Genomic DNA, 22,019 nt, shown 5'->3' on the forward strand with positions numbered 1-22,019 from the left:
CCAGGGTTTCCGCCATGTCAGCTCAAGGACGAGCGAACGGTTCGCCGTTGCTCCACATGACCGGGGTCGTCAAGCGGTTCCCGGGTGTGGTGGCGCTCGGCGGTGTCGACCTCGAGGTCCGGTCCGGTGAGGTGCACTGCCTGCTCGGCCAGAACGGCGCCGGCAAGTCGACCTTGATCAAGGTCCTGGCGGGTGTTCACACCCCCGACGAGGGGCACATCCTCTGGAACGGGACCGAGGTGACCTTCCCCCACCCTCAGGCGGCCATGGAACACGGCATCGCGACGATGTACCAGGAGCTCGACCTCGTCGAAGGCCTCACCGTCGCCGAGAACATCTTCCTCGGACACGAGCTGAGCCGGTTCGGGTTCCCCCGGCGCAGAGCCACCCAGGAGCGGGCGCAGGAGCTGCTCACGCAGCTGGGACACCCCGGCATCTCACCGACTACCGAGGTGGGCGGCCTCTCGGCGGCCAATCAGCAGATCGTCAGCATGGCCCGAGCCCTCTCGCGCGACGTCCGCCTCATCATCATGGACGAGCCCTCCGCCGTGCTGGACTCCGCCGAGGTCGACCAGCTCTTCGACGTCGTCCGTGAGCTGACATCGGCGGGCGTCGCGGTCGTCTACATCTCGCACCGCCTCGACGAGATCCGTGAGATCGGCGACCGGGTGACGGTGCTCAAGGACGGTGCGACCGTCGCCACCGGGCTGGACGCGAAGTCCACCCCGACCGCCGAGCTCATCACGCTCATGACGGGACGGTCGATCGAGTACGTCTTCCCGACGAGGGAGGCACCGGACACCGCCGCGACACCGCTCCTCTCCGTCGAGGACCTCGGCCGGGACGGTGAGTTCCACGACGTGTCGTTCGATGTCCGTCCGGGCGAGATCGTCGGCATAGCGGGCCTCGTCGGAGCCGGCCGCTCCGAGGTCCTGGAGACGATCTTCGGCGCGCGCCGGGCCGAGCGCGGTCGGGTTCGCGTCGGGGGCACGGTCGTGCCTCCTGGGTCGGTCGCGAAGGCGGTTGCCGCGGGGATCGGCCTCGCGCCCGAGGAGCGCAAGAGCCAGGCGCTCGTCCTCGAGCACTCGGTGGGCGACAACATCTCCCTCGCCTCGCTTCCGGCCTTCTCGAGAGCCGGATGGATCGACCGTGGCGCCGAGCGGGCGTCGTCCGAGTCGTACGCCTCCTCACTCGAGGTGCGACCCAGGGGCGTCGACCGCGAGATGCGCACGCTGAGCGGCGGCAACCAGCAGAAGATCGTGCTCGCACGGTGGCTTCAGCGGGGTAGCCGCGTCCTTCTGCTCGACGAACCGACCCGGGGCGTGGACGTCGGCGCACGATCCGAGATCTACACGCTCATCCGAACGCTCAGCGAGGACGGCTGCGCCGTGGTCGTCGTCTCGAGTGAGATTCCGGAGGTGCTCGGACTTGCCGACCGGGTGCTCGTCATGGCCGACGGCGCCGTCCTGCATCAGGGGCCGGCCGCCGAGCTCGACGAGCACCGCGTGCTCGACATCATCCTGAGAGGAGAGGCCGCATGAGCAACGAGCTCACCAGCCCGGAGAACGAGGTCACCGGACACGATGTCGCGCCCGCCGACGCGCCGGCGGTGTCGGCGCCGGGTACGGCTGGTCTCGCAGGCTTCCTGGGCAGTGGTCTCGGCCGCAACCTCGGACTCATCATCGCGCTGCTCCTGCTCTGCGCGGTCGGCTTCGCCACTGCCGGCGACCGGTTCGCCAGTGCCGACAACGTCCTGACCATCCTTCGCCTGGGCTCGGTCATCGGCGTCGTGAGCATCGGCATGACCTTCGTCATCTGCGGAGGTGGCATCGACCTTTCGGTCGGGGCGATCGTCGCTCTCAGCTCGGTTTGGGCCACGACGCTGGCCACTCAGACGATGGCCGAGAACGTCCACTGGGTCGTCATGGTCTTCACGGCCATCGCGGTGGGAGCGGGATGCGGACTGATCAACGGTGTCCTCGTCGCCTACGGCAGGGTCGCACCGTTCATCGCCACTCTCGCCATGCTCGCGGGCGCTCGAGGACTCGCCGAGATCATCGCCCAGCGCAGGACCCAGATCATCCGGGACCGCGACTTCATCACCTTCTTCGGCGGAGACGTGCTGGGGATCCCGGTCCTCGTGATCATCTTCGTCCTCGTCTCGGTCTTCGGATGGGTGCTCCTCAACCGCACGACGTTCGGACGTCGCACCCTCGCCATCGGGGGAAATGCGGAGGCGGCGCGCCTCGCGGGAATCCAGGTCCGTCGTCAGACCGCGATGCTGTACATCCTCCTCGGAATCGCCTGCGGCATCGCAGCCGTGATGATCATGGCCCGCACGACGACGGGGACCTCGACCCACGGCCAGCTCTACGAGCTCGACGCCATCGCCGCCGTCGTCATCGGCGGAACGCTGCTCAGCGGCGGCCGAGGAACCATCGTCGGCACCGTGCTCGGCGTGCTGATCTTCACGACCCTGACGAACGTCTTCACCCTCAACAACCTCGACACCTCGACCCAGGCCGTCGCCAAGGGGGTCATCATCATCGCGGCCGTCCTGCTCCAACAGCGGGTCGCGGAACGACATCGATCGAGTGGGTGATCCATCACCCCCATACAGACCCCTGCCCCCCTGGCGTTCCGCCGGGAGCCCCCGCAGACAACCCCACACCCCTCTCGAGTCAACAGAACTGGAGCATTGCCATGACAACCCCCATCCGCAAGCGTTCGGCATTCGTCGCGGCTGCCGCAGCCCTGGCGCTGCTCGCCACCGGCTGTACGAGCAACACTCCCGAGACCGAGGACACCGCCTCCGAGTCCGGCGGTGAGCAGTCCGGCAACGCCGGCAGCTCCAACGACGAGCAGGGCGACACCGTCGTCATCGGGTTCAGCGGTCCGGCAGCCGACCACGGCTGGCTGGCTGCGATCAACTCCTCGGCGCAGGAGGCCGCTGCCGAGTACCCGGACATCGAGCTTCGCTCGGCCGAGGGCACCAACGACGCCAGCCTTCAGATCTCGCACATCGAGACCTTCATCAACGAGGGTGTCGACGCGATCGTCCTGCTCCCGACCGACGGGGCGGCGCTGACCGAGGTCGCGACCAGGGCCATGCAGGCCGGGATCCCGGTCGTCAACGTCGACCGGGAGTTCAGCAGCGAGTTCGCGGCCCGCACGACGATCCTGGGCGACAACTACGGCATGGGTGTCTCCGCAGGAACCTACGCCTGCCAGCTCGTCGAGGAGAACGACATCGCCGACCCGGTGATCGCCGAGATCGCGGGCATCGACTCCCTCCCGCTGACCCAGGACCGGTCCCAGGGCTTCGCCGACGCGCTCAGCGAGTGCGGTCAGAGCGTCGACAACCGGGTCGCCGCGGAGTTCACCGTCGAGTCAGGCGAGCGCGTGACCGCCAACCTGCTCCAGGCGGCACCCCAGATCGACATCATCTGGAACCACGACGACGACCAGGGGGTCGGCGTCATGGCGGCCCTGGACAACGCCGGCCGGGACGAGATGGCCCTCATCGGCGGCGCCGGCTCGGCGAACGCGATGCGCTGGATCGAGGAGGGCCGCATGGAGGCGACCGTGCTGTACCCGCCGACCCAGGCCGCCGATGGCATCAAGCTCGCTCGACTTCTCGCGCAGGACAAGGGCATGAGCGACCTCGTGCAGGTCGAGGTGCCGCGTCGGATCGTGCTCAACGCCCCCGTGGTGACCCAGGAGAACGTCGCCGAGTACATGGACCTCGGCTTCGAGTCCTGACCCGCCGGCCGCGGTGCCGGACTCCTGGCCGGCACCGCGGTCCCACTCCTCTCACCGCACTCCACTCGAACGGACGACGAAGGACACGGCATGACGAGAACCGACCCGGCTGCGGACCGCAGACCCGAATCCGAGCTCGGCATCGGGATGATCGGCTACGCCTTCATGGGCCGAGCGCACTCCCAGGGCTGGCGCAACGCGCGGTCCTTCTTCTCCCCGCCACTCCTGCCCCGGCTCGCGGTCGTCGCAGGACGTGACGAGGCGGCGGCGTCCGAGACCGCGCGGCGCTTCGGGTGGGAGTCGGTCGAGACCGACTGGCGCGACGTCATCGAGCGCGACGACGTGCAGGTCGTCGACATCTGCACTCCGGGTGACACGCACGTGGAGATCGCCGTGGCGGCCCTTCGCGCGGGCAAGCACGTTCTCTGCGAGAAGCCCCTCGCGAACACCGTCGCCGAGGCCGTCGAGATGGTCGAGGCGGCCGAGGTCGCCGAGGCCGCCGGCGTCCTCTCGATGGTCGGCTTCACCTACCGCCGGGTGCCGGCCATCGCCCACGCGAGGGACATCGTGGCCAGCGGCCGCCTCGGGGACATCCGACATGTGCGCGCGCAGTACCTCCAGGACTGGCTGGTGGACCCGAACGTGCCGCTCTCGTGGCGACTGCGCAAGGACCGCGCGGGTTCGGGCGCGCTCGGCGACATCGGCGCCCACATCATCGACCTCGTCCAGTTCGTCACCGGTGACCGCCTCACCGGGGTGAGTGCGCTGACCGAGACGTTCGTCCGGCACCGTCCCCTCGCCACGGGCGGCGCCGGACTGTCCGCCACGGCGAACGGCGCCGGCGACGTGGGCGAGGTGACCGTGGACGACGCCGCGATCTTCATCTCGCGACTCGCCGGAGGAGCGCTCGCGACGTTCGAGGCAACCCGGTTCGCGACCGGGCGCAAGAACTCGATCCGACTCGAGATCAACGGCTCCGACGGCAGCCTGGCCTTCGACTTCGAGGACATGAACGTGCTCCATGTGCTCCGGGGCGAGGACCCGGACGCGGGCTTCACCCGGGTCCTCGTGACCGAGCCCGAGCACCCCTACCTCGCTGGTTGGTGGCCCGCCGGTCACGTCCTCGGCTACGAGCACGGCTTCACGCACCAGGCCGTCGACCTGCTCACCGACATCTCGCAGGGACGGCCGCCGCGTCCGAGCTTCCGGGACGGGCTCGTGGTCCAACAGGTCCTCGAGGCGGTCGAGCAGAGCGCCGCGCACGGCGCGGCATGGACGGAGATCCCGCACGAAGCGCCCGTGCCCGTCACATGACCGCGACCCGCAGGAGCGCGCACACGACAGGTAGGGAAAGGAGGACGGTTCGTTCCGCGAGTCACCCTCGCGACAGCTGGATCAGGCACCACCGCACTCATCGAGGAGAAGACCATGACCGACTACAAGGACGTAGACCAGGTCGAGGGCCGGGAGCTCGGCCGACGACTGGGACTCTCTCGCCGCCAGCTGCTGGCGGCGACGACCGGCATGGCGGCCGCCGCCATGCTCGCCTCGCCGACCTCGGCGATGGCCTCCAACGCGCGGCTCATCCCCGCCCCGCGGCGCGGCATCATCCTGTACACCGTGCGTGACGCGGTCTCGCGCAACCCCGTTCAGTACCCGGACGTCGCCTCGGGCTTCAAGCAGGTCTTCGAGGTCCTCTCCCAGATCGGGTACCGCCAGATCGAGTTCGCCGGCTACCGCCAGAACGGGAACTCCGAGGGCGGAGACGTCAACAACCCCGACGGTGCCCGGCTGCTCCGGTCCTGGCTCGACGACTACGGCCTCGTCGCGAAGGGGAACCACGGCTCCATCCCCGGAACCATCACCGACACCACCTTGGCCGCTTTCGACGCCAGCTGCGAGATCGCCAACATCCTCGGCCTGGACCACATCGGCACCGGAAGCGACCCCACCAACAGCTCCTACGTCGCGGACTGGGATGCGGCGATCGAGCGGTGGGAGTTCCTCGGTGACCGGGCCCGGACGATGCACGGACTCAAGCTCTACACGCACAACCACGACGCCGCATACAATTTCCTCCTCGACAGTGGGCCGCTCGACGCGATGGGGCGACCGACGCGGTCCTCCGGGGTGCGGCGACTCGAGTACTTCATCGCGAACACCGACCCCGAGAACGTCCACTTCGAGCTGGACATCTACTGGGGCTACGTCGCCCGGCACCGGCACACCGCATACACGGCTCCGGACGGTTCGACCGTGGAGTCGATCTTCGACCCGCTGGCCCTCGTGCAGCAGCAGACCAAGCGGTTCCCGCTGTTCCACGCCAAGGACGGCCGCCGCGACACCTCCGTGCCGAACGGATACGTCATGACGCCGTTCGGAGAGGGCGACATCGACTTCGCCGGCTTCTTCAAGGACATGGGCGCCCGCGGCTGGCACAACCCGATGTGGGAGCAGGACACCGCTCCCGGGGCCGGCGGCAGCACACAGTCCCTGGACCTCGCCAGGGTGAGCTACGACAACATGGCAGCGCTGCGGGGCTGAGCCCGTCCACGACTCCGGCTGGTGGGCGGCGCCCGGGGAACGGCCCGTCCGCCAGCCGGCACCAACCGTGGGATGGTCCTGCGGTGACACGACAACAAGGAGGCACCCTCGTGACCCGTCCCGTGACGCTCTTCACCGGCCAGTGGGCCGACCTGCCGTTCGAAGAGGTGTGCCGCCTCGCCGGCGAGTGGGGATACGACGGACTGGAGATCGCCTGCTGGGGAGACCACTTCGAGGTCGACCGCGCGCTGACCGAGGACGGCTACGTCGAGGGTCGCAGGGAGATCCTCGAACGGCACGGCCTCGGAGTCTGGGCGATCTCGAACCACCTCACCGGTCAGGCCGTGTGCGACGACCCCATCGACCACCGGCACCGCGACATCCTGCCCGCATCCGTGTGGGGGGATGGCGATCCGGAGGGTGTTCGCCAGCGAGCGGCCGAGCGGATGAAGGACACCGCACGTGCCGCCGCGCGCCTCGGTGTGAGAACGGTCATCGGCTTCACCGGATCACCCATCTGGAAGTACGTCGCGATGTTCCCGCCGGTCTCCGCCGAGGTCATCGAGGCCGGATACCGGGAGTTCGCCGACCGGTGGAACCCCATCCTCGACGTCTACGACGAGGTCGGCGTCCGCTTCGCACACGAGGTCCACCCCAGTGAGATCGCCTACGACTACTGGTCCACCGTCGCCACTCTGGAGGCGATCGGTCACCGGGAGGCCTTCGGGCTCAACTGGGACCCGAGCCACATGGTGTGGCAGCAGGTCGACCCGGTCAGCTTCATCTGGGACTTCCAGGACCGGATCTACCACGTGGACTGCAAGGACACCCGGGTTCGCCTGACGAACGGCCGCAACGGGCGACTCTCCTCCCACCTGCCCTGGGCGGACGCGCGGCGTGGGTGGGACTTCGTGTCCACCGGCCATGGCGACGTGCCGTGGGAGGACTCCTTCCGGGCTCTGAACTCCATCGGCTACGACGGTCCGATCTCGATCGAGTGGGAGGACGCCGGGATGGACCGGCTGCTCGGTGCCCCGGAGGCGCTCGAGTTCGTGCGTGCGCTGAACTTCGAGGCGCCGACCGCCGCCTTCGACGCCGCCTTCAGCGCGGGTCGCGACGATGGGGCGGAGGGCTGACATGCCGCTGCCGACGCCGACCCCAGCGGACCGGTTCTCCTTCGGACTGTGGACGGTGGGCTGGGCCGCGCGCGACCAGTTCGGGGACGCGAGCCGTCCCCCGCTGGACCCCGTCGAGGCGGTGCACCGCCTGGCCGAGCTCGGTGCCTGGGGCATCACCTTCCACGACGACGACCTGATCCCGTTCGGTGCGACCGACTCCGAGCGCGAGGACATCCTGGCCCGGTTCATCCCCGCTCTGCGCGAGACCGGACTCGTCGTGCCCATGGTCACGACGAACACCTTCAGCCATCCCGTCTTCAAGGACGGCGGGCTCACGTCCAACCGGCGCGACGTGCGGCGGTTCACCCTGGCCAAGCTCCTGCGAAACGTCGACTTCGCAGCCGCCCTCGGGGCACGGACGTTCGTCATGTGGGGCGGCCGCGAGGGCGCCGAGTACGACGGGGTCAAGGACGTCAACGCCGCACTGGACCGCTACCGCGAGGGCATCGACGCCGTTGCCCAGTACGTCAAGGAGCAGGGGCACGACCTGCGGATCGCGATCGAGCCCAAGCCCAACGAGCCACGTGGCGACATCCTCCTCCCGACGGTCGGCCACGCTCTCGCCTTCATCGAGCGGCTCGAGCACGGGGACATCGTCGGCGTGAACCCCGAGGTGGGCCACGAGCAGATGGCCGGGCTCAACTACACGAGCGGCATCGCGCAGGCGTTGTGGGCGGACAAGCTGTTCCACATCGACCTCAACGGTCAGCGGTCCATCAAGTACGACCAGGACCTCTGTTTCGGACATGGGGACCTGTTGTCGGCCTTCTTCACCGTCGACCTGCTCGAGCACGGGTTCGTCGGGGGTGGACCCCGCTACGACGGGCCGCGCCACTTCGACTACAAGCCCTCCCGGACCGAGGACGCGGACGGGGTCTGGGCCTCGGCAGCCGCCAACATGACGACGTACCTGCTTCTGAAGGAGCGGACCACCGCATACCGCAACGACCCGGAGGTGCAGGAAGCGATCGAGGCGAGCCGGGTGCGCGAGCTGAGCCAGCCGACCCTGGGACCGGGCGAGACTCCGGCCCAGCTCACCCACGCGACGGACGTGTTCAGCGCCGCCGCCGCTGACCGCGAGGCCGAGGCGGGTTATCACTTCGTTCGGCTCAACCAGCTCGCCGTCGAGCACGCCCTGGGAGCGCGTTAGCCGACCCTGTCGAGGACGTGGTGCCGGGCGGACTCGTACCGTTCGCGCACCGCGTCCGACGCAGGGCCCGGCTCGTAGGTCGCCAGGCCCGGAGTCGGCCAGTGGGGAGCCTCGGGCTCTCCGGATGCCACCCAGGCGGCCTGGCGGGCGGCGCCCAGGGCGACGTACTCCCCGGGCTCCGGAACCTCCACCGGGACGCCCAAGAGGTCGGCCAGGGCCTGGCGCAGGACCTCCGACCGGCCGGCCCCTCCGACGAGAACGGCCCGCTGTGCCGTCACGCCCTGCTCGCGGATCCGGTCCAGGGCGAAGGCGAGGGAGCACGCCACCCCCTCGACGGCCGCGCGTGCGAGATGGGCAGGAGTCATGGTGTCCAGGCGCATCCCGTGCAGTGCTCCGGTGGCGGTCGGTTCGTTCGGCGTCCGCTCCCCCTCGAGGTAGGGGACGAACGCCATCCCGTCGGCTCCCGGAGGGCACGCAGCGGCGAGGTCGTCCAGCCTGGCATGGTCCACGCCGAGCAGCCGAGCCGTCGCGTCGAGCACCCGGGCGGCGTTGAGCGTGCACGCGAGCGGGAGGAACCTGCCCGTCGCGTCCGCGAAGCCGCTGACCATCCCGGTCGCGTCCTCGACCGAGTCAGGCGTCACCGCACACACGACGCCGGAGGTGCCCACCGAGACGACGACGTCACCCGCCGTCGCTCCCAGACCCAGCGCGGCGGCCGCGTTGTCGCCGCAGCCCGCTCCCAGAAGGGCTCCGGCGGGGGTCCGGCCCGCGGCCGTGGAGGGCCCGAGCACGGTGGGAAGCGCCGGCAGATGTCCGAGCGCGCGGGTGACGAGGTCCTCGTCGTAGCGACCGGTCCGGGGGCTCCAGTACCCGGTGCCGGAGGCGTCGGATCTATCGGTGACGAGGTCGGACAGACCCGTGGCGTCGCCGAGCCGCCAGGTCAGCCAGTCGTGCGGGAGCGCCACGGCGGCCGTGCGTGCGGCCGTCCGAGGCTCGTTCTCGCGCAGCCAGGCAAGTTTGGTCACCGTGAACGACGCCACCGGCACCGACCCGACGCGGTGCACCCACTCGCCCGCTCCCGCCTCGAGGTCGCCGTCGCCGAGCATCGCGACGAGGTGCTCGGCCTGCGGAGCGGAGCGGGTGTCGTTCCACAGCAGCGCATCGCGCACCACGGCACCACCCTCGTCGAGGGCGACCATCCCGTGCTGCTGACCCGCCACGCTGACCGCCGCCACGTCATCGAGCCCGCCGGCCGCCGCAGCCGCCGCTTCGAGGGCCTGCCACCATGCGGCGGGGTCGACCTCGGTGCCCTCGGGGTGCGACGCCCGGCCCGATCGCACGACGGTGCCGTCGGTGGCGTCGACGATGAGGACCTTGCACGACTGGGTGGACGAGTCGATTCCTGCCACCAGTGACACGTGCGCGCCTCCCTGCCCACGTGGGCGGTCGTGATCCGTGCTTGACGTGGCCTCGATCCTAGTCGTGCACGTGCTGGTGGTGGTCCGCCAGGCGGCGGGCGAGACCCTCGAGAATGAGCTCGAGGCCCATGTCGAACTCGTTCCCGAAGTCGTATCCGGGCTGCAGCGCGTGCCCGATCGTGAACTCCTTGAAGTGTGTGAGCTGGCCCTCCGGCAGCTGCTCGAGCATCTGTCCCGCCAGCTCGGCGAGGTCCTCCTCGCCGGTGTAGGCCAGACTCTGCTCCTGGACGACGAAACCGTAGAGGTAGGCGTCCAGGACGGCGAAGGCGTGACCCGTCAGGGCGAGTGAGAACCCCGCCTCGCGGAGGCAGCCGATGACGGCGTCGTGGTGCATGAGCGTTGCGAACCCGGAGTTGCGCCGGGAGTCCATGAGGCCGATGGCCCACGGGTGCCGGGTCATCGCCTGCCGGCCGGACCGGCAGCGCTCTCGCATCTCGTCCCTCCAGTCCGCCCCGATGACCGGCGAGTGGAACTCGCCGAACACGAGGTCGACCATCCCGTCGAGCATGTCGTCCTTGTTGCGGACGTGGTTGTAGAGCGACATGGCCTCGACGTCCAGCCGTTTTGCGACGGCTCGCATCGACACCGCCGTCAAACCCTCCTGATCGGCGAGCTCGACGGCGGCCCGGACGATCGCATCCCGGCTCAGCGCCTGCGCTCGGGGGGACCTCGGACGACCGGCCACGGTCTTCACCTCCGACGGATGCTGTGATTCGACGCTTGACAAGACGTACGGCGTAAGTATAGCGTCCTCAGCCATAACTTACGACGTAAACAATCACCCGAGGAGAAAGCAATGCGAGCAATCACCCAGACCCGATACGGCGGCACCGACCGCCTTCGGTACGAGGAGCACACCGACCCCACACCCGGACCCGGCGAGGTTCTCATTCAGGTGCGCGCGGCCGGCGTCGACCGCGGCACGTGGCACCTGATGACGGGACGTCCCTACGCAGCACGGGTCGTCGGCGGGCTGATTCGGCCCAAGAGCCCGGTTCTGGGCCGCGACGTCGCCGGCGTCGTCATCGCGGTCGGAGATGCCGTGACGCGGTTCGCCGTCGGTGACGAGGTCATGGGCACGGCGTCCGGCTCGTTCGCCGAGCTGGCGGTCGCGCCCGAGACCCGTCTGGCGCTCAAGCCGTCGTCGGTGTCGTTCCCCGAAGCCGCCGTCATCCCCGTCTCGGGTGGCACCGCCCTCCAGGCGCTGCGCGACACGGGAGGGCTGCGGTCCGGGCAGCTGGTGTTGGTCATCGGCGCATCGGGCGGTGTGGGGTCCTACGCCGTCCAGATCGCGGCCGCCATGGGGGCCGAGGTCACGGCGGTGGCCAGCCGTCACAAGGCCGACCTCGTGCGGTCGCTGGGTGCTGTCGACGTCATCGACTACGCGTCGGACGAGGTCGACTCGCGCGGCCCCCGGTTCGACCTCGTCCTCGATCTCGCCGGCAACCGTCCCATCTCGGTCCTGCGCCGGGCGATGACACGGACGGGCACACTCGTGGTCGCCGGCGGCGACACGGGCGGGCGCTGGACGGGAGGAGCGCATCGGCAGCTCCTCGCCCTTGCACGCTCCCCGTTCGTCACCCAGCGACTGACCGGCCTGATGAGCACGGAGCGCGGCGAGGACTACGCCACACTCGCCGAGCTCGTCGACTCCGGTCGCATCCGGCCGGCACTCGAGCGGACCTACCCCCTCCACGAGGCCCCCAAGGCCATCGACCACCTCGCCGCCGGACACGTGCGCGGCAAGGTCGCCCTCACCGTCTGACCACCCACACTCACCACACAGGAGCAGTCACATGAGCACCACCCAGCAGGCGCCGAGCACCTCGGCCCGACCGATCACCCTCGAGCCGGCGACCACGGGATCGACGTCGCAGATGACCGGAGCCCGCGTCGCCGGAGCCGGCTACATTGCCATCTTCGTCCTCGCGATCTTCGCCAACTTCCTCGCCATCGGCTCCGTCCTGAGCCCGGGAGACGCGGGGGCGACCGCCGAGTCGCTCGCCGCCTCGCACGGCACCGTGCGGATCGGCGCCATCGCGTTCCTCGTCATCTTCGTCCTCGACATCGCCGTCGCGTGGGCCCTGCACATGCTCTTCCGCCGGGTCCACACCGACCTCTCACTCCTATCGGCCTGGTTCCGCCTCGGCTACAGCATCATGCTCGGCACCGCCCTGGTCTTCCTCTTCGCGGCCCTGGCGCTCGTGAGCGACCCGACGCTGGCCGACTCCGGCAGCGATGCCCAGGTCCTCCTCGCTCTTCGAGCCTTCGACTTCACGTGGGTCGCCGGCCTGGCCGCCTTCGGTATCCACCTGGTGCTCCTCGGTCGGTTGCTCCAGCTCACCGACGGGGCGCCGAAGGCCCTCGCCTACATCCTGATGGTCGCGGGCACCGCGTACGCCGTGGACACGGTGGCCCACCTCGCCCTCGCGGACTACGAGGCCTGGTCGACGGTCTTCCTCGCGATCGTCGCGATCCCCTCCGTCATCGGCGAGGCCTGGTTGGCCGTGTGGCTCCTTCTCGTTGCGACCGGCCGCCGTGCCGTGCCCGTTCCGGTGACCGTCCGATGAATCTGCACTGTGTGAGTGGACCGGTGCCCCAGCACCGGTCCACTCACACGTTGGGGTCAGCCCCCTCCTGGCCGCGACCTCAGCCGGCGAAGCGCCCCTCGATCTCGTAGTCGACCTCGACGTCCAGCGAGTCCCGACCCCGGTCGGCGTTGAGCTCCCACAGCTCGAAGAACCCGTCGCCCTGCCGCCGGAAGTCGAGCTCGATGTCGTCGTTGTCGACCTCCCGGGAGGTCTCGTCCCAGCCGTCGGCCAGCGTCACGTCGCCGAGGGTCAGGGCGCCCACCTCCGCGGTGATGTCGACGGTCGCGGCCTCGCCGGCGGCGAAGGTGCCGGAGCTGGTCCGGTCGATGTCCTGGTCGATCTCGAGCTCGAGCAGACCGTCGTCGATCTCGACCTCGAACCGGTACTCCACCGGTCCGCGCTCGTACTCGATGTCGATCTTGTCCGACTCGACCTCCTGCTCGCGGACCTGCCAGCCCTCGTTCACGGCCACGTCGACGAGCTCGAGCGAGTTCGGCCCGGTGACGCGGAAGTCGACCTCTCCGGCGACGCCGACGCCCCACGGGCCGTCACGCAGCTCGCCGTAGGGGCCGCCGACGTCGGCGGCGGTACCGAACATCTCGTCGCCCATCTCGACCGCGGCGGTGGAGTCGTCCGTCCCCGTCGGGTTGTCGTCACCCGTCGTGCCGTCGTCGGTTCCAGTGCCACTCGGCGTCGCCGACAGCGTGGCAGCGGGCTCGCTCGTCGCGCTCGCACCCTGCGACGAGCCGCCGCAGGCGCTGAGCACGAGTGCCGCGATGGGAAGTAGGGCGATGGCGGTGATGCGTCGGTTCATGTCGATGTCCCCTCTATCGGTGGACGGTCTGCCCCGTCCGATCTGTCTCAACTCTGCTGCTCGAACATGAGACGTCGATGAGACCCGGGTGAGGATCACGGGCCCGGAGCGGCGGGACTTCTCATCTGGGTCCCGCCGGCGTCAGAGGTATGCGCCGGTCGCGTCGTGCGCAGCGACGCGAGGTAGCCGAAGGCCAGGCAGGCGGCCAGGGCCATGGCGGCCAGCATGACCGCGACGATGATGCGGGCGTCGGGAGCCTGGACCACGACCCGCAGTGGCGCTGCCGCGACGTCCGGGATCCATCGGACCAGCGCATACCCGGAGAACGCGGTGAGCGCGGTGGCGGCGACGAGAACGGCGCGGCCGCCACGTCCGGCGGGTCGACCCGCACGTAGGCGCCGAACGGGCGCGACCGCGGCGAGGGTGACGGCCAGCTGGGCGATGGCGAGGAGCGCGAACAGATGCTTGCCCCATCGCCGCAGGGGTTCGGACCGTCCCTCGATCGGGGTGACGTCCTCGCCGAGCAACATCTGGCGGATGTTGAACCCCACCTGCGGCAACCGCGACTCGTCCGACCAGTCGTTGGCGTTCGCGAGCAGGACGAGGCCGAGTCCGAGCTCCGGCATGAGCCACACGTAGGACCGGTAGCCGAGCGCCGAGCCGTCGTGCTCGAGGAAGGGGTATGCGGCGCTCGCCCCGGTCATCCACGCCGAGTTCGGCGGATGAACCCAGAGTCCACCTCCGTATCGCGCGTCGCCGTCGGCGGCGACCGGCACGCCGGTGTGGAGGACCGCGAGACTCTCGGACGACAGAACCCGGCGACCGGCGTAGGCGCCGTCGCCGACGTGCATCGCGATCGCATGGGCGACGTCCTCGGCGCTGGCGAACATTCGGTACGAACCCGCGGCGGAGTCGGGCAGCGGCGGCACATGGGGACGGAAGCCGGCGAGCAGCCAGTGGTAGTGCCCGTCCGCGAGGCCTGCGTCACGCGCCGCCACCGGGTCGGTGGTCGCCGTCGCCATGGCGAGCGGATCGAAGACCTCGGCGTCGAGGACGTCGGCGAAGGGACGGCCGATGGCGCGCTCGACCACGAGGGCGAGCGCGTCGTAGTTGGTGTTGGAGTAGGCGAAGCCGGCGTCGTCCCGCAGCGCGGGTTCGATGCGCCTGAGGTTGTCGTCGAGCGGGACGTCCGGCTCCGCTGCCATGACCTCGACACCGAGGACCTCGTCGAGTCCGGAACGCTGGACCATGAGATCGCCGAGCGTGATCTCGTCACCGCGAGGTGCGAGCTCGGGCAGATGGTCGGTGACCGGGTCGTCGAGGGAGACGATCCCGGCATCGACGAGTCGCATGACCGCGACCGCCGTGAGCGACTTGCTCACCGAGGCGAGCAGGAAGGGCGTCTGTGGGGTGACGTCCCGGCGGTCCGGTCCCGTCGTGCCGTAGCCAGCCGACCACGCCACCTCACCGTCCGCGACGAGAGCCGCGGCCAGGCCGGGCCAGCCGTGCTCGTCGCGCTGGAGGGTGAGGTAGGAGTCGACCCGGCTGAGCACGGCCTCGTCGACGGTCACATCCGGCGCCTCGGCTCCTCCGGTCGCCGAGGCGGAGGCGACCAGAAGGCAGCCGGCGATGCCGAGCCGGGCGACCACCCCTGTGACGACCGCCGGCCCCCCGCGGCGTGACGCCCGGGCGGTCATGACGGCCAGTGTCCTCCCCAACTGCGGTGATCCGCCAGAGCACCGACCGGCCGGGGTCCGTTCAGCGCCGACCGGCCGGGGCCCGTTCGGGTCTACCCGCGGAGTCCACGAGCACACCGCCCCTGTCAGGGCAGCGGCGCCAGGTCGAGCCACTCCCTCAGGTGGTGGGCGGTGAGGGTGTCGGCCTCCGCGACCATCTGCGCCGGCGTGCCCTCGAACACGACGGTGCCGCCGTCGTGGCCGGCGCCCGGGCCGATGTCGATGATGTGGTCGGCCTGCGCGACGACGGCGAGGTTGTGCTCGATGACGATGACCGTGTGCCCGGAGTCGACGAGGCCGTGCAGCATGCGGCAGAGCTGCTCGGTGTCGGCGAGGTGCAGCCCCGAGGTCGGCTCGTCGAGGATGTAGGTGCTCGCCCCGTCGCTCATCGACGCCGCGAGCTTGAGCCGCTGGCGTTCGCCGCCGGAGAGGGTCGTCAACGGCTGACCGAGCGTGAGGTAGGGCAGCCCGACGTCGAGCAGCCGCCCGAGGATCTTCGCCGCCGGCCCGGTGCGGAACGTCTCGGCCGCCTCGGACATCGACATCCCCAGCACCTCGTCGATGTTCTTACCGTGCAGCCGGAACTCGAGCACCTCGGGCCTGAACCGCTTGCCCTCGCACTCCTCGCACGTCGTCGCCACCGTCTCCATGAAGCCGAGCTCGGTGAAGATCTGCCCGGCCCCGTTGCAGACCGGGCACGCGCCCTCGGAGTTCGCCGAGAACAGCGCCGCCGAGACGCCGTTCTCCTTGGCGAAGGCCTTGCGGATCGGCTCGAGCAGCCCGCTGTAGGTCGCCGGGTTGGAGCGGCGCGACCCCTTGATCGCCGACTGGTCGACGACGAGCACCCCGTCGCGCCGGGCCAAGGACCCGTGCACGAGGGACGACTTGCCCGACCCGGCGACCCCCGTCACGACCGTCAGCACCCCGGTCGGGATGTCGACGTCGACGTCCTTGAGGTTGTGCAGGTTCGCGCCGCGGATCTCGAGCGCACCGGTCGCCTCCCGCACCGTCTCGCGGAGCTCCATCCGATGGTCGAGGTAGTCGCCCGTCACCGTCCCGGAGGCCTTCAGGCCGCCCAGGTCCCCCGCATACACGATCTCGCCGCCGCCCGCCCCGGCCCCCGGCCCCATGTCGATGATGTGGTCGGCGGTCGCGATGACCTCCGGCTTGTGCTCGACGACGAGGACCGTGTTGCCCTTGTCGCGGAGCTGGCGCAGCAACACGTTCATCCGAGCGATGTCGTGCGGGTGCAGCCCGACGGTCGGCTCGTCGAAGACGTACGTGATGTCGGTCAGGGCGGACCCGAGATGACGGACCATCTTGACCCGCTGGGCCTCGCCGCCGGAGAGCGACCCGGACGGGCGGTCGATCGAGAGGTAGCCGAGGCCGATGTCGACCAGTCCCTGGAGCATCGCCCGCAGGTTCGCGACCAGCGGGGCGACACCGGGGTCGTCCAGACCCTCGACCCAGGTGAGGAGGTCGCTGACCTGCATCGCGCATACCTCCGGCAGGGTCTTGTCGTGCACCCTCGCTGTGCGGGCCGCTTCGTTGAGGCGCGTTCCCCCGCACTCAGGACAGTCGGTGAACGTCGCGATGCGCTCGGCGAAGGCGCGGATGTGCGCCTGCTTGGCCTCGGCGGCCTTGTCGACGAAGACCTGTCGGACCTTGGGGAGCAGACCCATGTACGTCGTGTTCATCCCCGCGAACTTCATCTTGACGGGCTCCTGCTCCCAGAACCAGTGCCACTCCTCTTCCGAGTAGTCCTTGAGCGGCTTGTCCGGGTCGAGCCGGTCGGACTCGCCGTAGAACTTCCAGTACCACGTGTTGACGGTGAAGTTCGGGGCGAGGATCGCGCCCTCGTTCAGCGACTTGGACCGGTCGACGACCGCGTCGACGTCGATCGCCGAGACCTGCCCGCGGCCTTCACAGACCGGGCACATGCCGCCGGTGATCTCGAAGGTCGCCGTCTGCGGCTTGCCGCCCTTGCCCGCCACGGTGAAGGCGCCCTTGCCGCTGACCGACGGGACGTTGAACGAGAACGCGTTGGAGGAGCCGACGTGCGGGACGGACAGCCGCGAGTAGAGGATCCGCAGCAGCGCGCCTGCGTCGGTGACGGTGCCGACGGTGGAGCGGGCGTTCGCGGTCATCCGCTCCTGGTCGACGATGATCGCCGCCGTGATGCCGTGCAGCGAGTCGACCTCCGGACGGGCCAGCGTCGGCATGAACGTCTGGACGAAGGACGAGTACGTCTCGTTGATCAGTCGTTGGCTCTCCGCGGCGACCGTGCCGAACACGAGGCTGGACTTGCCGGAGCCGGAGACGCCCGTGAAGACGGTCAGCCTGCGCTTGGGGATGTCGACGTCGACGCCCTTGAGGTTGTTGACGTGCGCGCCGCGCACGGAGATGACCTCGTGGTTGTCAGGGCTCTGGCCCGAGTCTCGCGACATCCTCCGATGGTGCCAGGTCGGTCGGACACCCGCCTGCGATCGGGCGTGACGTGTCCGGACGTCGATGCCGTATGCGTCAGTCGCCCGAGTCCCGCCGCGTCACCCGCCACGTGAGCAGACCGATGAGGACGGACAGTGCGACGTAGACGGCCCAGAACACGTAGAAGAAGTTCCGGTCGGCCTCCGGCATCGCGGCGACCGTGCTCCAGAGGAACGCGATCTCGCCGAGGATCCATGCGTCGATGCCCACCGCGGTGAGGATGAGGATCGGCCGCATCCAGGACGGTGCGGTCCGTCGGTGGACCGCCCGGCCGAGGACGGCGGCGAGCGCGACGGCGGCCACGCCGAGGGTCAGCAGGATCAGACCGGGGAGGAGGAAGTCCGGGAAGGGAGTGCCCTCGAGCAGGTCGAGCTCGAAGCCGATGTTGCTGCCGTCCGGGGCGCTCGCGAGGTACGCTCCCCCGCCGATCGCCCCGACTCCCCAGAAGGCCAGCAGTGCGGTGAGCGCCCAGCCGGCGAGCCGCGGGACCGGTCGTGCGGCCGGTTCGGTGACGGTGTGACGCGTAGGTGAGGACGTGATGCCCACGGCTTCCACGCTACTCTCGGCAGGGCGTCGGAATATACCAGCGGGGGTATCCTGGAGACGTGATGGTGACCACGGAGATCGCAGGCCGTGTGCAGCGAGCCCGGCTGGCCGCGGTCGAGTCGATGACCATGCTCGCGGGCGTCAGCTCTGCATGTGCGATCGCCCGCGACGGTGGCTCCTTCCCCGCCTACAAGTTCCACGAGGGCCGGGTCGCGGCATTGTCGGTGATGGCCCGCGAGCTGCGTCGACCCGAGCCCGATCTGGTCGGCCTCGCAGCCCGCCTCGGTGAGCACTGGGAGGCCGAGGTCGAGCGTCGCACCGAGCAGAGTCGGGACTGGCAGGCGTATGCGGCGGGCGGCTTGGACGCGGTGCGCGAGTTGGAGGCGTGGCTGGCCGAACGGTGATAAATGCGAGCCCATCTCGCCGAGGGAGCCTCGATGGGCCCCGCGACGCGGGTAGCCGGGATACCGTGACGTGATGCGCAGACTGCTGGCGGCCACGACTCTGGCGTTGGTCCTGGCGTTGACCGCCGGGTGCAGCTCGGGCCCCAGCGGCGATGACGGAGCGGACCCCGCGGCGGGTGCTGCGACGTCGGCAGCCGCCGGGTCCGACAGCGATGCGGACGATGGCGCGGACGGTGCGGACGGTTCCGGTGCGGACGGCAGTGCGGCCGAGCCGGTCGACGTGGCAGCCGCCCTGACCGAGTTCGAGGCGCCGCCGGAGACGTCGGGTCTGGGCGCGGCGCAGCCGCAGGAGTGCCCGGGAGCGGACATCGCCCCGATGCTCGACGCCTTCCCCGATGCCACTCCGTTCCAGGCGACCTCGGTCGTCGTCGACCCGCCTGACGGTGTCGAGGACGAGGTGCACCTCCAGTGCCGGATGTCCTACGAGGTCGAGCTCGTCGAGGGCGACGGCTGCACCGTGATGGAGGTGCGCGACGTCTTCTTCCGACCCGAGGCGCAGAACCCGGCGGGCAACGACGGGTCCCTGACGGCGACGTCCGTCATGACCTACTTCATCGGCGGAGCGCGACGGGACGGGGTCGCCCTCGACTACACGCTCTCGGCCGGATGCGACGAGGCGACCGACCTGAGCGACCTCGAGCCCCAGTTCCGCGATGTCTGGACAGCGCACCGCGACCGCTTCCTCGACGGCCCCGCCTACCAGCGACCCTGAGGACGGGCCTGGTCCCTGCACTCGGTCCGCCTCAGCCGGAGACCTCAGCCCTCAGCCCGCGGTCTCGACGTGCGGTCGGCTCTGCCACATCGCCCAGTCCGCGCTGACCTCCCCGGCCGCGCGCTGCAGGAGCGGCAGGTGCTCCTCGAGTAGTCGCTCGAGGGGCGTCTCGGCGGCGTGCACGGTCACGTTCATCGCCGCACGCGTCGCGCCGGTCGCGTCGCGCACCGGCACGGCCACCGAGCGCACCCCCGCGGCCAGCTCCTCGTCGGCGAGGGCCCAGCCCCGGGCCCGCACCTGGGTGAGCTCGTCCGCGAGCTCGTCCGGCGCATACTGCCGGCGCGGAGTGACGCCCGACCGGCTCGGCTGGGCGAGCGCCGTCTCGAGGTCCTCGCGGGAGAGCGCGGCGAGCAGGACCTTGCCCTGAGAGGTCGGAGGCGCCGGGAAGAGGGTGCCGACGTCGACGCGCAGGGCGATGATCTTCGGCACCGAGACGCGCGCGACATAGACGATGTCCGAGCCCGACAGCTGAGCCATCGAGGAGGACTCGCCGGTGCGGGAGACGAGCCACTCCATCCGCGGCCGGGCCATCTCCCACAGGCCGAGGGAGGAGACGTACGCGGTGCCGAGGGTCATCACCCTCGGTGTGAGCTCGAACGCCCCGTCTCGCTGCCGGACATAGCCGAGCTCCTCGAGCGTGAGCAGCAGCCGTCGCGCGGTCGGCCGCGCGAGCCCGGTCGACTGCGCGACGTCGCTGAGACTCTGCCTCGGCCGGGCAGGGCCGAAGCTCGCGATGACGTCCAGCCCGCGGGCCAGCGCCTCGACGAAGTCCGGCGACTCTCCTCGCCCGGCCATGGCCCCTCCTTCGTCTCGTGCGTGACCCGGTCGGGCGCGCGTCCACTATGCCTGCTGTCGGGTGCTCCCTCGACTCGGGGCCGACCGCTACGACTCCGAGTCGCCCATCTCGCCGGCGCCCGGCTCGCCGAACACGCTGCCGCGGGCGAGCGTGGTGTCGGTGCGGAACTCGGTGTACTGGTACGGGTTGTCGTAGATCTTGTCGTGGCCCTCGGGCATCGCCGGGGACATGCCCGCGTTCCAGGCCTCCTCACCCATCGTCTCCTGCAGGTATGCGACGGTCGCCTCGACCTTCGCCCGCACCCCGGCGAGGTCCGCGCCGACGAGCCTGTGCTCGTGCTTGACGACCGCTCCGTCGACGACGACGGTGTGGACGTCACCGCGCTGGGCCTGGAACGCGACGTGGCCGTAGGGGTTGAGCATCGGGAAGGACACCGGGGAGTGGTCGTTCTTGATGAGGACGACGTCGGCCTTCGCGCCCGGGGTGAGCCGGCCGAGGTCGCCGTAGCCGAGAGCGTCGGCGCCGCCGCGGGTCGCCCACTCGACGACCTGCTCGGCGCGCAGGTGGCAGTTCGTGATCGTGTCGCCCTTGGCGTGCGCCTCGAGGTGCTCGCGCGAGCGGTCGGCGCCGAGGGTGGTCCGCATCGCGGAGAACAGGTCGCCGCTCCACCAGACGCTCGTGTCCATCGACAGCGACACCGGGATCCCGTGCTTGCGCAGCTGCCAGGTGGGAGGGTAGCCCTGCCCGGCGCTCTGCTCGGACTCGGTCGAGACGGACGCCGAGCCGCCCGTGGCCGCGATCCGCTGGTAGCTGTCGGTGGAGAGCGTCGCGGCGTGGACGTAGACGGTCCGCTCGTCCATGAAGCCGTTCTCGTGCATGAGCCGGATGCCGTCGTCGTTGGTGGCACCCCAGACGCCGGCGTGCGTCGTGACGGGCAGGCCGAGGTCGCGGGCCGCCTCGAAGGCCGCCTTCTCCGGGAAGGACGGGTCGCCGGTCACGTCGAAGGCGAGCTGCCAGCCGTGGAGGTCGCCGCGCCGACGGTCGAAGAAGGACTTCAGCGCGGGGTCGGCCGTCCACTCCCAGGGGCCGGCCTGGATGTTGCCGTAGGCGAGGACGAAACGTCCGGGCACGGCGGCGAGTGCGTCGACCGCCGCGTCGGCATGGTCGACCGTCTGCAGACCGTGGGACCAGTCGACGGTCGTCGTCACGCCCGCCTCGAGTGCCTCCCAGGCGGCGAGCAGGTTGCCGGCGTGGATGTCCTGGGGACGGAAGTGCTTGCCGTTCTCGAGGTAGTACCAGACGAAGTACTGGGTCAGGGTCCAGTCCGCGCCGTATGCGCGCATCGCCGTCTGCCACATGTGCCGGTGGGTGTCGATCATGCCGGGCATGACGATCCCGCCGCTGCTGTCGATCACCTGGGCGTCGTCGGGCGCACTGAGGCCGTGGCCGACGGCCTCGATCCGGTCACCGACGACGAGAACGTCGGCGTCCGTGAGGACGGAGTGCCCGTCGTCCATCGTCAGGACGGTCCCGCCCTGGAACAGCACGGGGCGGCGGCGGTCGGTGTCGGTGGTCATCATTTGATCCTCTCCATGGCAGGGACTCACGGGGCGTCAGTCGCGCAACTGACGGACCTATGTACGCATCGCGGACACTTGCTCACTATCCACCGCGTGCAGGGGTGCGTCAAGGGGTCGGTCT

The 22,019-nt window shown here is 70.1% G+C and carries 19 protein-coding genes; 11 read left to right on the top strand and 8 right to left on the bottom strand.

Annotation, left to right across the window (positions count from 1 at the left end; all coding sequences use genetic code 11):
• Positions 1-14 precede the first annotated feature (14 nt).
• The 7 genes from GA707_RS06945 (at position 15) to xylA (ending at position 8,634) form a co-directional block, all read left to right on the top strand.
• Positions 15-1,541 carry a sugar ABC transporter ATP-binding protein gene (locus tag GA707_RS06945; RefSeq protein ID WP_226963577.1) on the top strand — a complete coding sequence of 509 codons (1,527 nt, stop codon included), beginning with the start codon at positions 15-17 and terminating at the stop codon, positions 1,539-1,541.
• Entirely contained in the window at positions 1,538-2,602 is a 1,065-nt protein-coding gene (locus tag GA707_RS06950) for an ABC transporter permease (RefSeq protein WP_152177649.1), read from the top strand. The genes GA707_RS06945 and GA707_RS06950 overlap by 4 nt, the downstream gene beginning before the upstream one ends.
• Before the next feature lie 101 nt (positions 2,603-2,703).
• Positions 2,704-3,762, top strand: coding sequence for a substrate-binding domain-containing protein (locus GA707_RS06955; RefSeq protein ID WP_152177650.1), 1,059 nt, complete (start codon positions 2,704-2,706; stop codon positions 3,760-3,762).
• 90 nt (positions 3,763-3,852) lie between these two features.
• Positions 3,853-5,076, top strand: a complete 1,224-nt coding sequence (locus tag GA707_RS06960) for a Gfo/Idh/MocA family protein (RefSeq protein WP_226963578.1) — start codon at positions 3,853-3,855, stop codon at positions 5,074-5,076.
• A gap of 114 nt (positions 5,077-5,190) precedes the next feature.
• Positions 5,191-6,306, top strand: a complete 1,116-nt coding sequence (locus tag GA707_RS06965; protein WP_152177651.1) for a sugar phosphate isomerase/epimerase — start codon at positions 5,191-5,193, stop codon at positions 6,304-6,306.
• Between the two features lie 110 nt (positions 6,307-6,416).
• Positions 6,417-7,442: a sugar phosphate isomerase/epimerase gene (locus GA707_RS06970; RefSeq protein ID WP_152177652.1), complete on the top strand. Its 1,026-nt coding sequence runs from the start codon at positions 6,417-6,419 to the stop codon at positions 7,440-7,442.
• 1 nt (position 7,443) lies between these two features.
• On the top strand, positions 7,444-8,634 hold the full coding sequence (gene xylA, locus GA707_RS06975) for a xylose isomerase (protein ID WP_152177653.1): 1,191 nt from the start codon (positions 7,444-7,446) through the stop codon (positions 8,632-8,634).
• On the opposite strand, the gene xylB is transcribed toward xylA, so the two are convergent.
• Both xylB and GA707_RS06985 read right to left on the bottom strand, forming a co-directional pair.
• The gene (gene xylB, locus GA707_RS06980; RefSeq protein ID WP_152177654.1) at positions 8,631-10,052 is read right to left on the bottom strand and encodes a xylulokinase; all 1,422 of its coding nucleotides are present in this window, start codon (positions 10,050-10,052) and stop codon (positions 8,631-8,633) included. The genes xylA and xylB overlap by 4 nt on opposite strands.
• 58 nt (positions 10,053-10,110) lie before the next feature.
• A complete protein-coding gene (locus GA707_RS06985) occupies positions 10,111-10,797 on the bottom strand; it encodes a TetR/AcrR family transcriptional regulator (protein ID WP_226963579.1) in 687 nt (228 codons plus the stop codon).
• 111 nt (positions 10,798-10,908) lie between these two features.
• On the opposite strand from GA707_RS06985, the gene GA707_RS06990 reads away from it, so the two are divergent.
• Together GA707_RS06990 and GA707_RS06995 are read left to right on the top strand one after the other, a co-directional pair.
• Positions 10,909-11,877 carry an NAD(P)-dependent alcohol dehydrogenase gene (locus tag GA707_RS06990; RefSeq protein ID WP_152177656.1) on the top strand — a complete coding sequence of 323 codons (969 nt, stop codon included), beginning with the start codon at positions 10,909-10,911 and terminating at the stop codon, positions 11,875-11,877.
• Between the two features lie 31 nt (positions 11,878-11,908).
• Positions 11,909-12,682 (top strand): DUF4386 domain-containing protein, encoded by a 774-nt coding sequence (locus tag GA707_RS06995; protein ID WP_152177657.1) that lies wholly within the window; start codon positions 11,909-11,911, stop codon positions 12,680-12,682.
• A 79-nt stretch (positions 12,683-12,761) separates the two neighbouring features.
• Here the strand turns inward: GA707_RS06995 and GA707_RS07000 are convergent, their stop codons facing one another.
• From GA707_RS07000 to GA707_RS07015, 4 genes are all read right to left on the bottom strand, one after another.
• On the bottom strand, positions 12,762-13,517 hold the full coding sequence (locus GA707_RS07000; protein ID WP_152177658.1) for a hypothetical protein: 756 nt from the start codon (positions 13,515-13,517) through the stop codon (positions 12,762-12,764).
• Between the two features lie 95 nt (positions 13,518-13,612).
• On the bottom strand, positions 13,613-15,214 hold the full coding sequence (locus tag GA707_RS07005; RefSeq protein WP_152177659.1) for a serine hydrolase: 1,602 nt from the start codon (positions 15,212-15,214) through the stop codon (positions 13,613-13,615).
• Positions 15,215-15,339: 125 nt separating this feature from the next.
• The gene (locus tag GA707_RS07010; protein ID WP_152177660.1) at positions 15,340-17,700 is read right to left on the bottom strand and encodes an excinuclease ABC subunit UvrA; all 2,361 of its coding nucleotides are present in this window, start codon (positions 17,698-17,700) and stop codon (positions 15,340-15,342) included.
• A gap of 76 nt (positions 17,701-17,776) precedes the next feature.
• A complete protein-coding gene (locus GA707_RS07015; protein ID WP_152177661.1) occupies positions 17,777-18,286 on the bottom strand; it encodes a hypothetical protein in 510 nt (169 codons plus the stop codon).
• A 59-nt stretch (positions 18,287-18,345) separates the two neighbouring features.
• Between GA707_RS07015 and GA707_RS07020 the strand changes: the two genes are divergently transcribed.
• Positions 18,346-18,690: a hypothetical protein gene (locus GA707_RS07020; RefSeq protein ID WP_152177662.1), complete on the top strand. Its 345-nt coding sequence runs from the start codon at positions 18,346-18,348 to the stop codon at positions 18,688-18,690.
• 73 nt (positions 18,691-18,763) lie between these two features.
• Positions 18,764-19,462, top strand: coding sequence for a hypothetical protein (locus GA707_RS07025; protein WP_152177663.1), 699 nt, complete (start codon positions 18,764-18,766; stop codon positions 19,460-19,462).
• Positions 19,463-19,513: 51 nt separating this feature from the next.
• On the opposite strand, the gene GA707_RS07030 is transcribed toward GA707_RS07025, so the two are convergent.
• On the bottom strand, positions 19,514-20,317 hold the full coding sequence (locus tag GA707_RS07030; RefSeq protein ID WP_152177664.1) for an IclR family transcriptional regulator C-terminal domain-containing protein: 804 nt from the start codon (positions 20,315-20,317) through the stop codon (positions 19,514-19,516).
• 87 nt (positions 20,318-20,404) lie between these two features.
• Entirely contained in the window at positions 20,405-21,895 is a 1,491-nt protein-coding gene (locus tag GA707_RS07035; protein ID WP_152177665.1) for an amidohydrolase family protein, read from the bottom strand.
• Between the last annotated feature and the right edge of the window lie 124 nt (positions 21,896-22,019).

This window comes from Nostocoides sp. F2B08 (genome assembly GCF_009184895.1).
In the GTDB taxonomy this organism is placed as follows: domain Bacteria; phylum Actinomycetota; class Actinomycetes; order Actinomycetales; family Dermatophilaceae; genus F2B08.

What these genes read in the sequence shown, in the direction of transcription:
- GA707_RS07030 (WP_152177664.1), bottom strand. Translation starts at nt 20,317, where the DNA reads ATGGCCGGGCGAGGAGAGTCGCCGGACTTCGTCGAGGCGCTGGCCCGC.
- GA707_RS07000 (WP_152177658.1), bottom strand. Translation starts at nt 13,517, where the DNA reads ATGAACCGACGCATCACCGCCATCGCCCTACTTCCCATCGCGGCACTC.
- GA707_RS06945 (WP_226963577.1), top strand. Translation starts at nt 15, where the DNA reads ATGTCAGCTCAAGGACGAGCGAACGGTTCGCCGTTGCTCCACATGACC.
- GA707_RS06965 (WP_152177651.1), top strand. Translation starts at nt 5,191, where the DNA reads ATGACCGACTACAAGGACGTAGACCAGGTCGAGGGCCGGGAGCTCGGC.
- GA707_RS06990 (WP_152177656.1), top strand. Translation starts at nt 10,909, where the DNA reads ATGCGAGCAATCACCCAGACCCGATACGGCGGCACCGACCGCCTTCGG.
- GA707_RS07005 (WP_152177659.1), bottom strand. Translation starts at nt 15,214, where the DNA reads ATGACCGCCCGGGCGTCACGCCGCGGGGGGCCGGCGGTCGTCACAGGG.
- GA707_RS07035 (WP_152177665.1), bottom strand. Translation starts at nt 21,895, where the DNA reads ATGACCACCGACACCGACCGCCGCCGCCCCGTGCTGTTCCAGGGCGGG.
- GA707_RS06950 (WP_152177649.1), top strand. Translation starts at nt 1,538, where the DNA reads ATGAGCAACGAGCTCACCAGCCCGGAGAACGAGGTCACCGGACACGAT.
- GA707_RS06960 (WP_226963578.1), top strand. Translation starts at nt 3,853, where the DNA reads ATGACGAGAACCGACCCGGCTGCGGACCGCAGACCCGAATCCGAGCTC.
- GA707_RS06955 (WP_152177650.1), top strand. Translation starts at nt 2,704, where the DNA reads ATGACAACCCCCATCCGCAAGCGTTCGGCATTCGTCGCGGCTGCCGCA.
- GA707_RS06995 (WP_152177657.1), top strand. Translation starts at nt 11,909, where the DNA reads ATGAGCACCACCCAGCAGGCGCCGAGCACCTCGGCCCGACCGATCACC.
- GA707_RS07010 (WP_152177660.1), bottom strand. Translation starts at nt 17,700, where the DNA reads ATGTCGCGAGACTCGGGCCAGAGCCCTGACAACCACGAGGTCATCTCC.
- GA707_RS07025 (WP_152177663.1), top strand. Translation starts at nt 18,764, where the DNA reads ATGCGCAGACTGCTGGCGGCCACGACTCTGGCGTTGGTCCTGGCGTTG.
- xylA (WP_152177653.1), top strand. Translation starts at nt 7,444, where the DNA reads ATGCCGCTGCCGACGCCGACCCCAGCGGACCGGTTCTCCTTCGGACTG.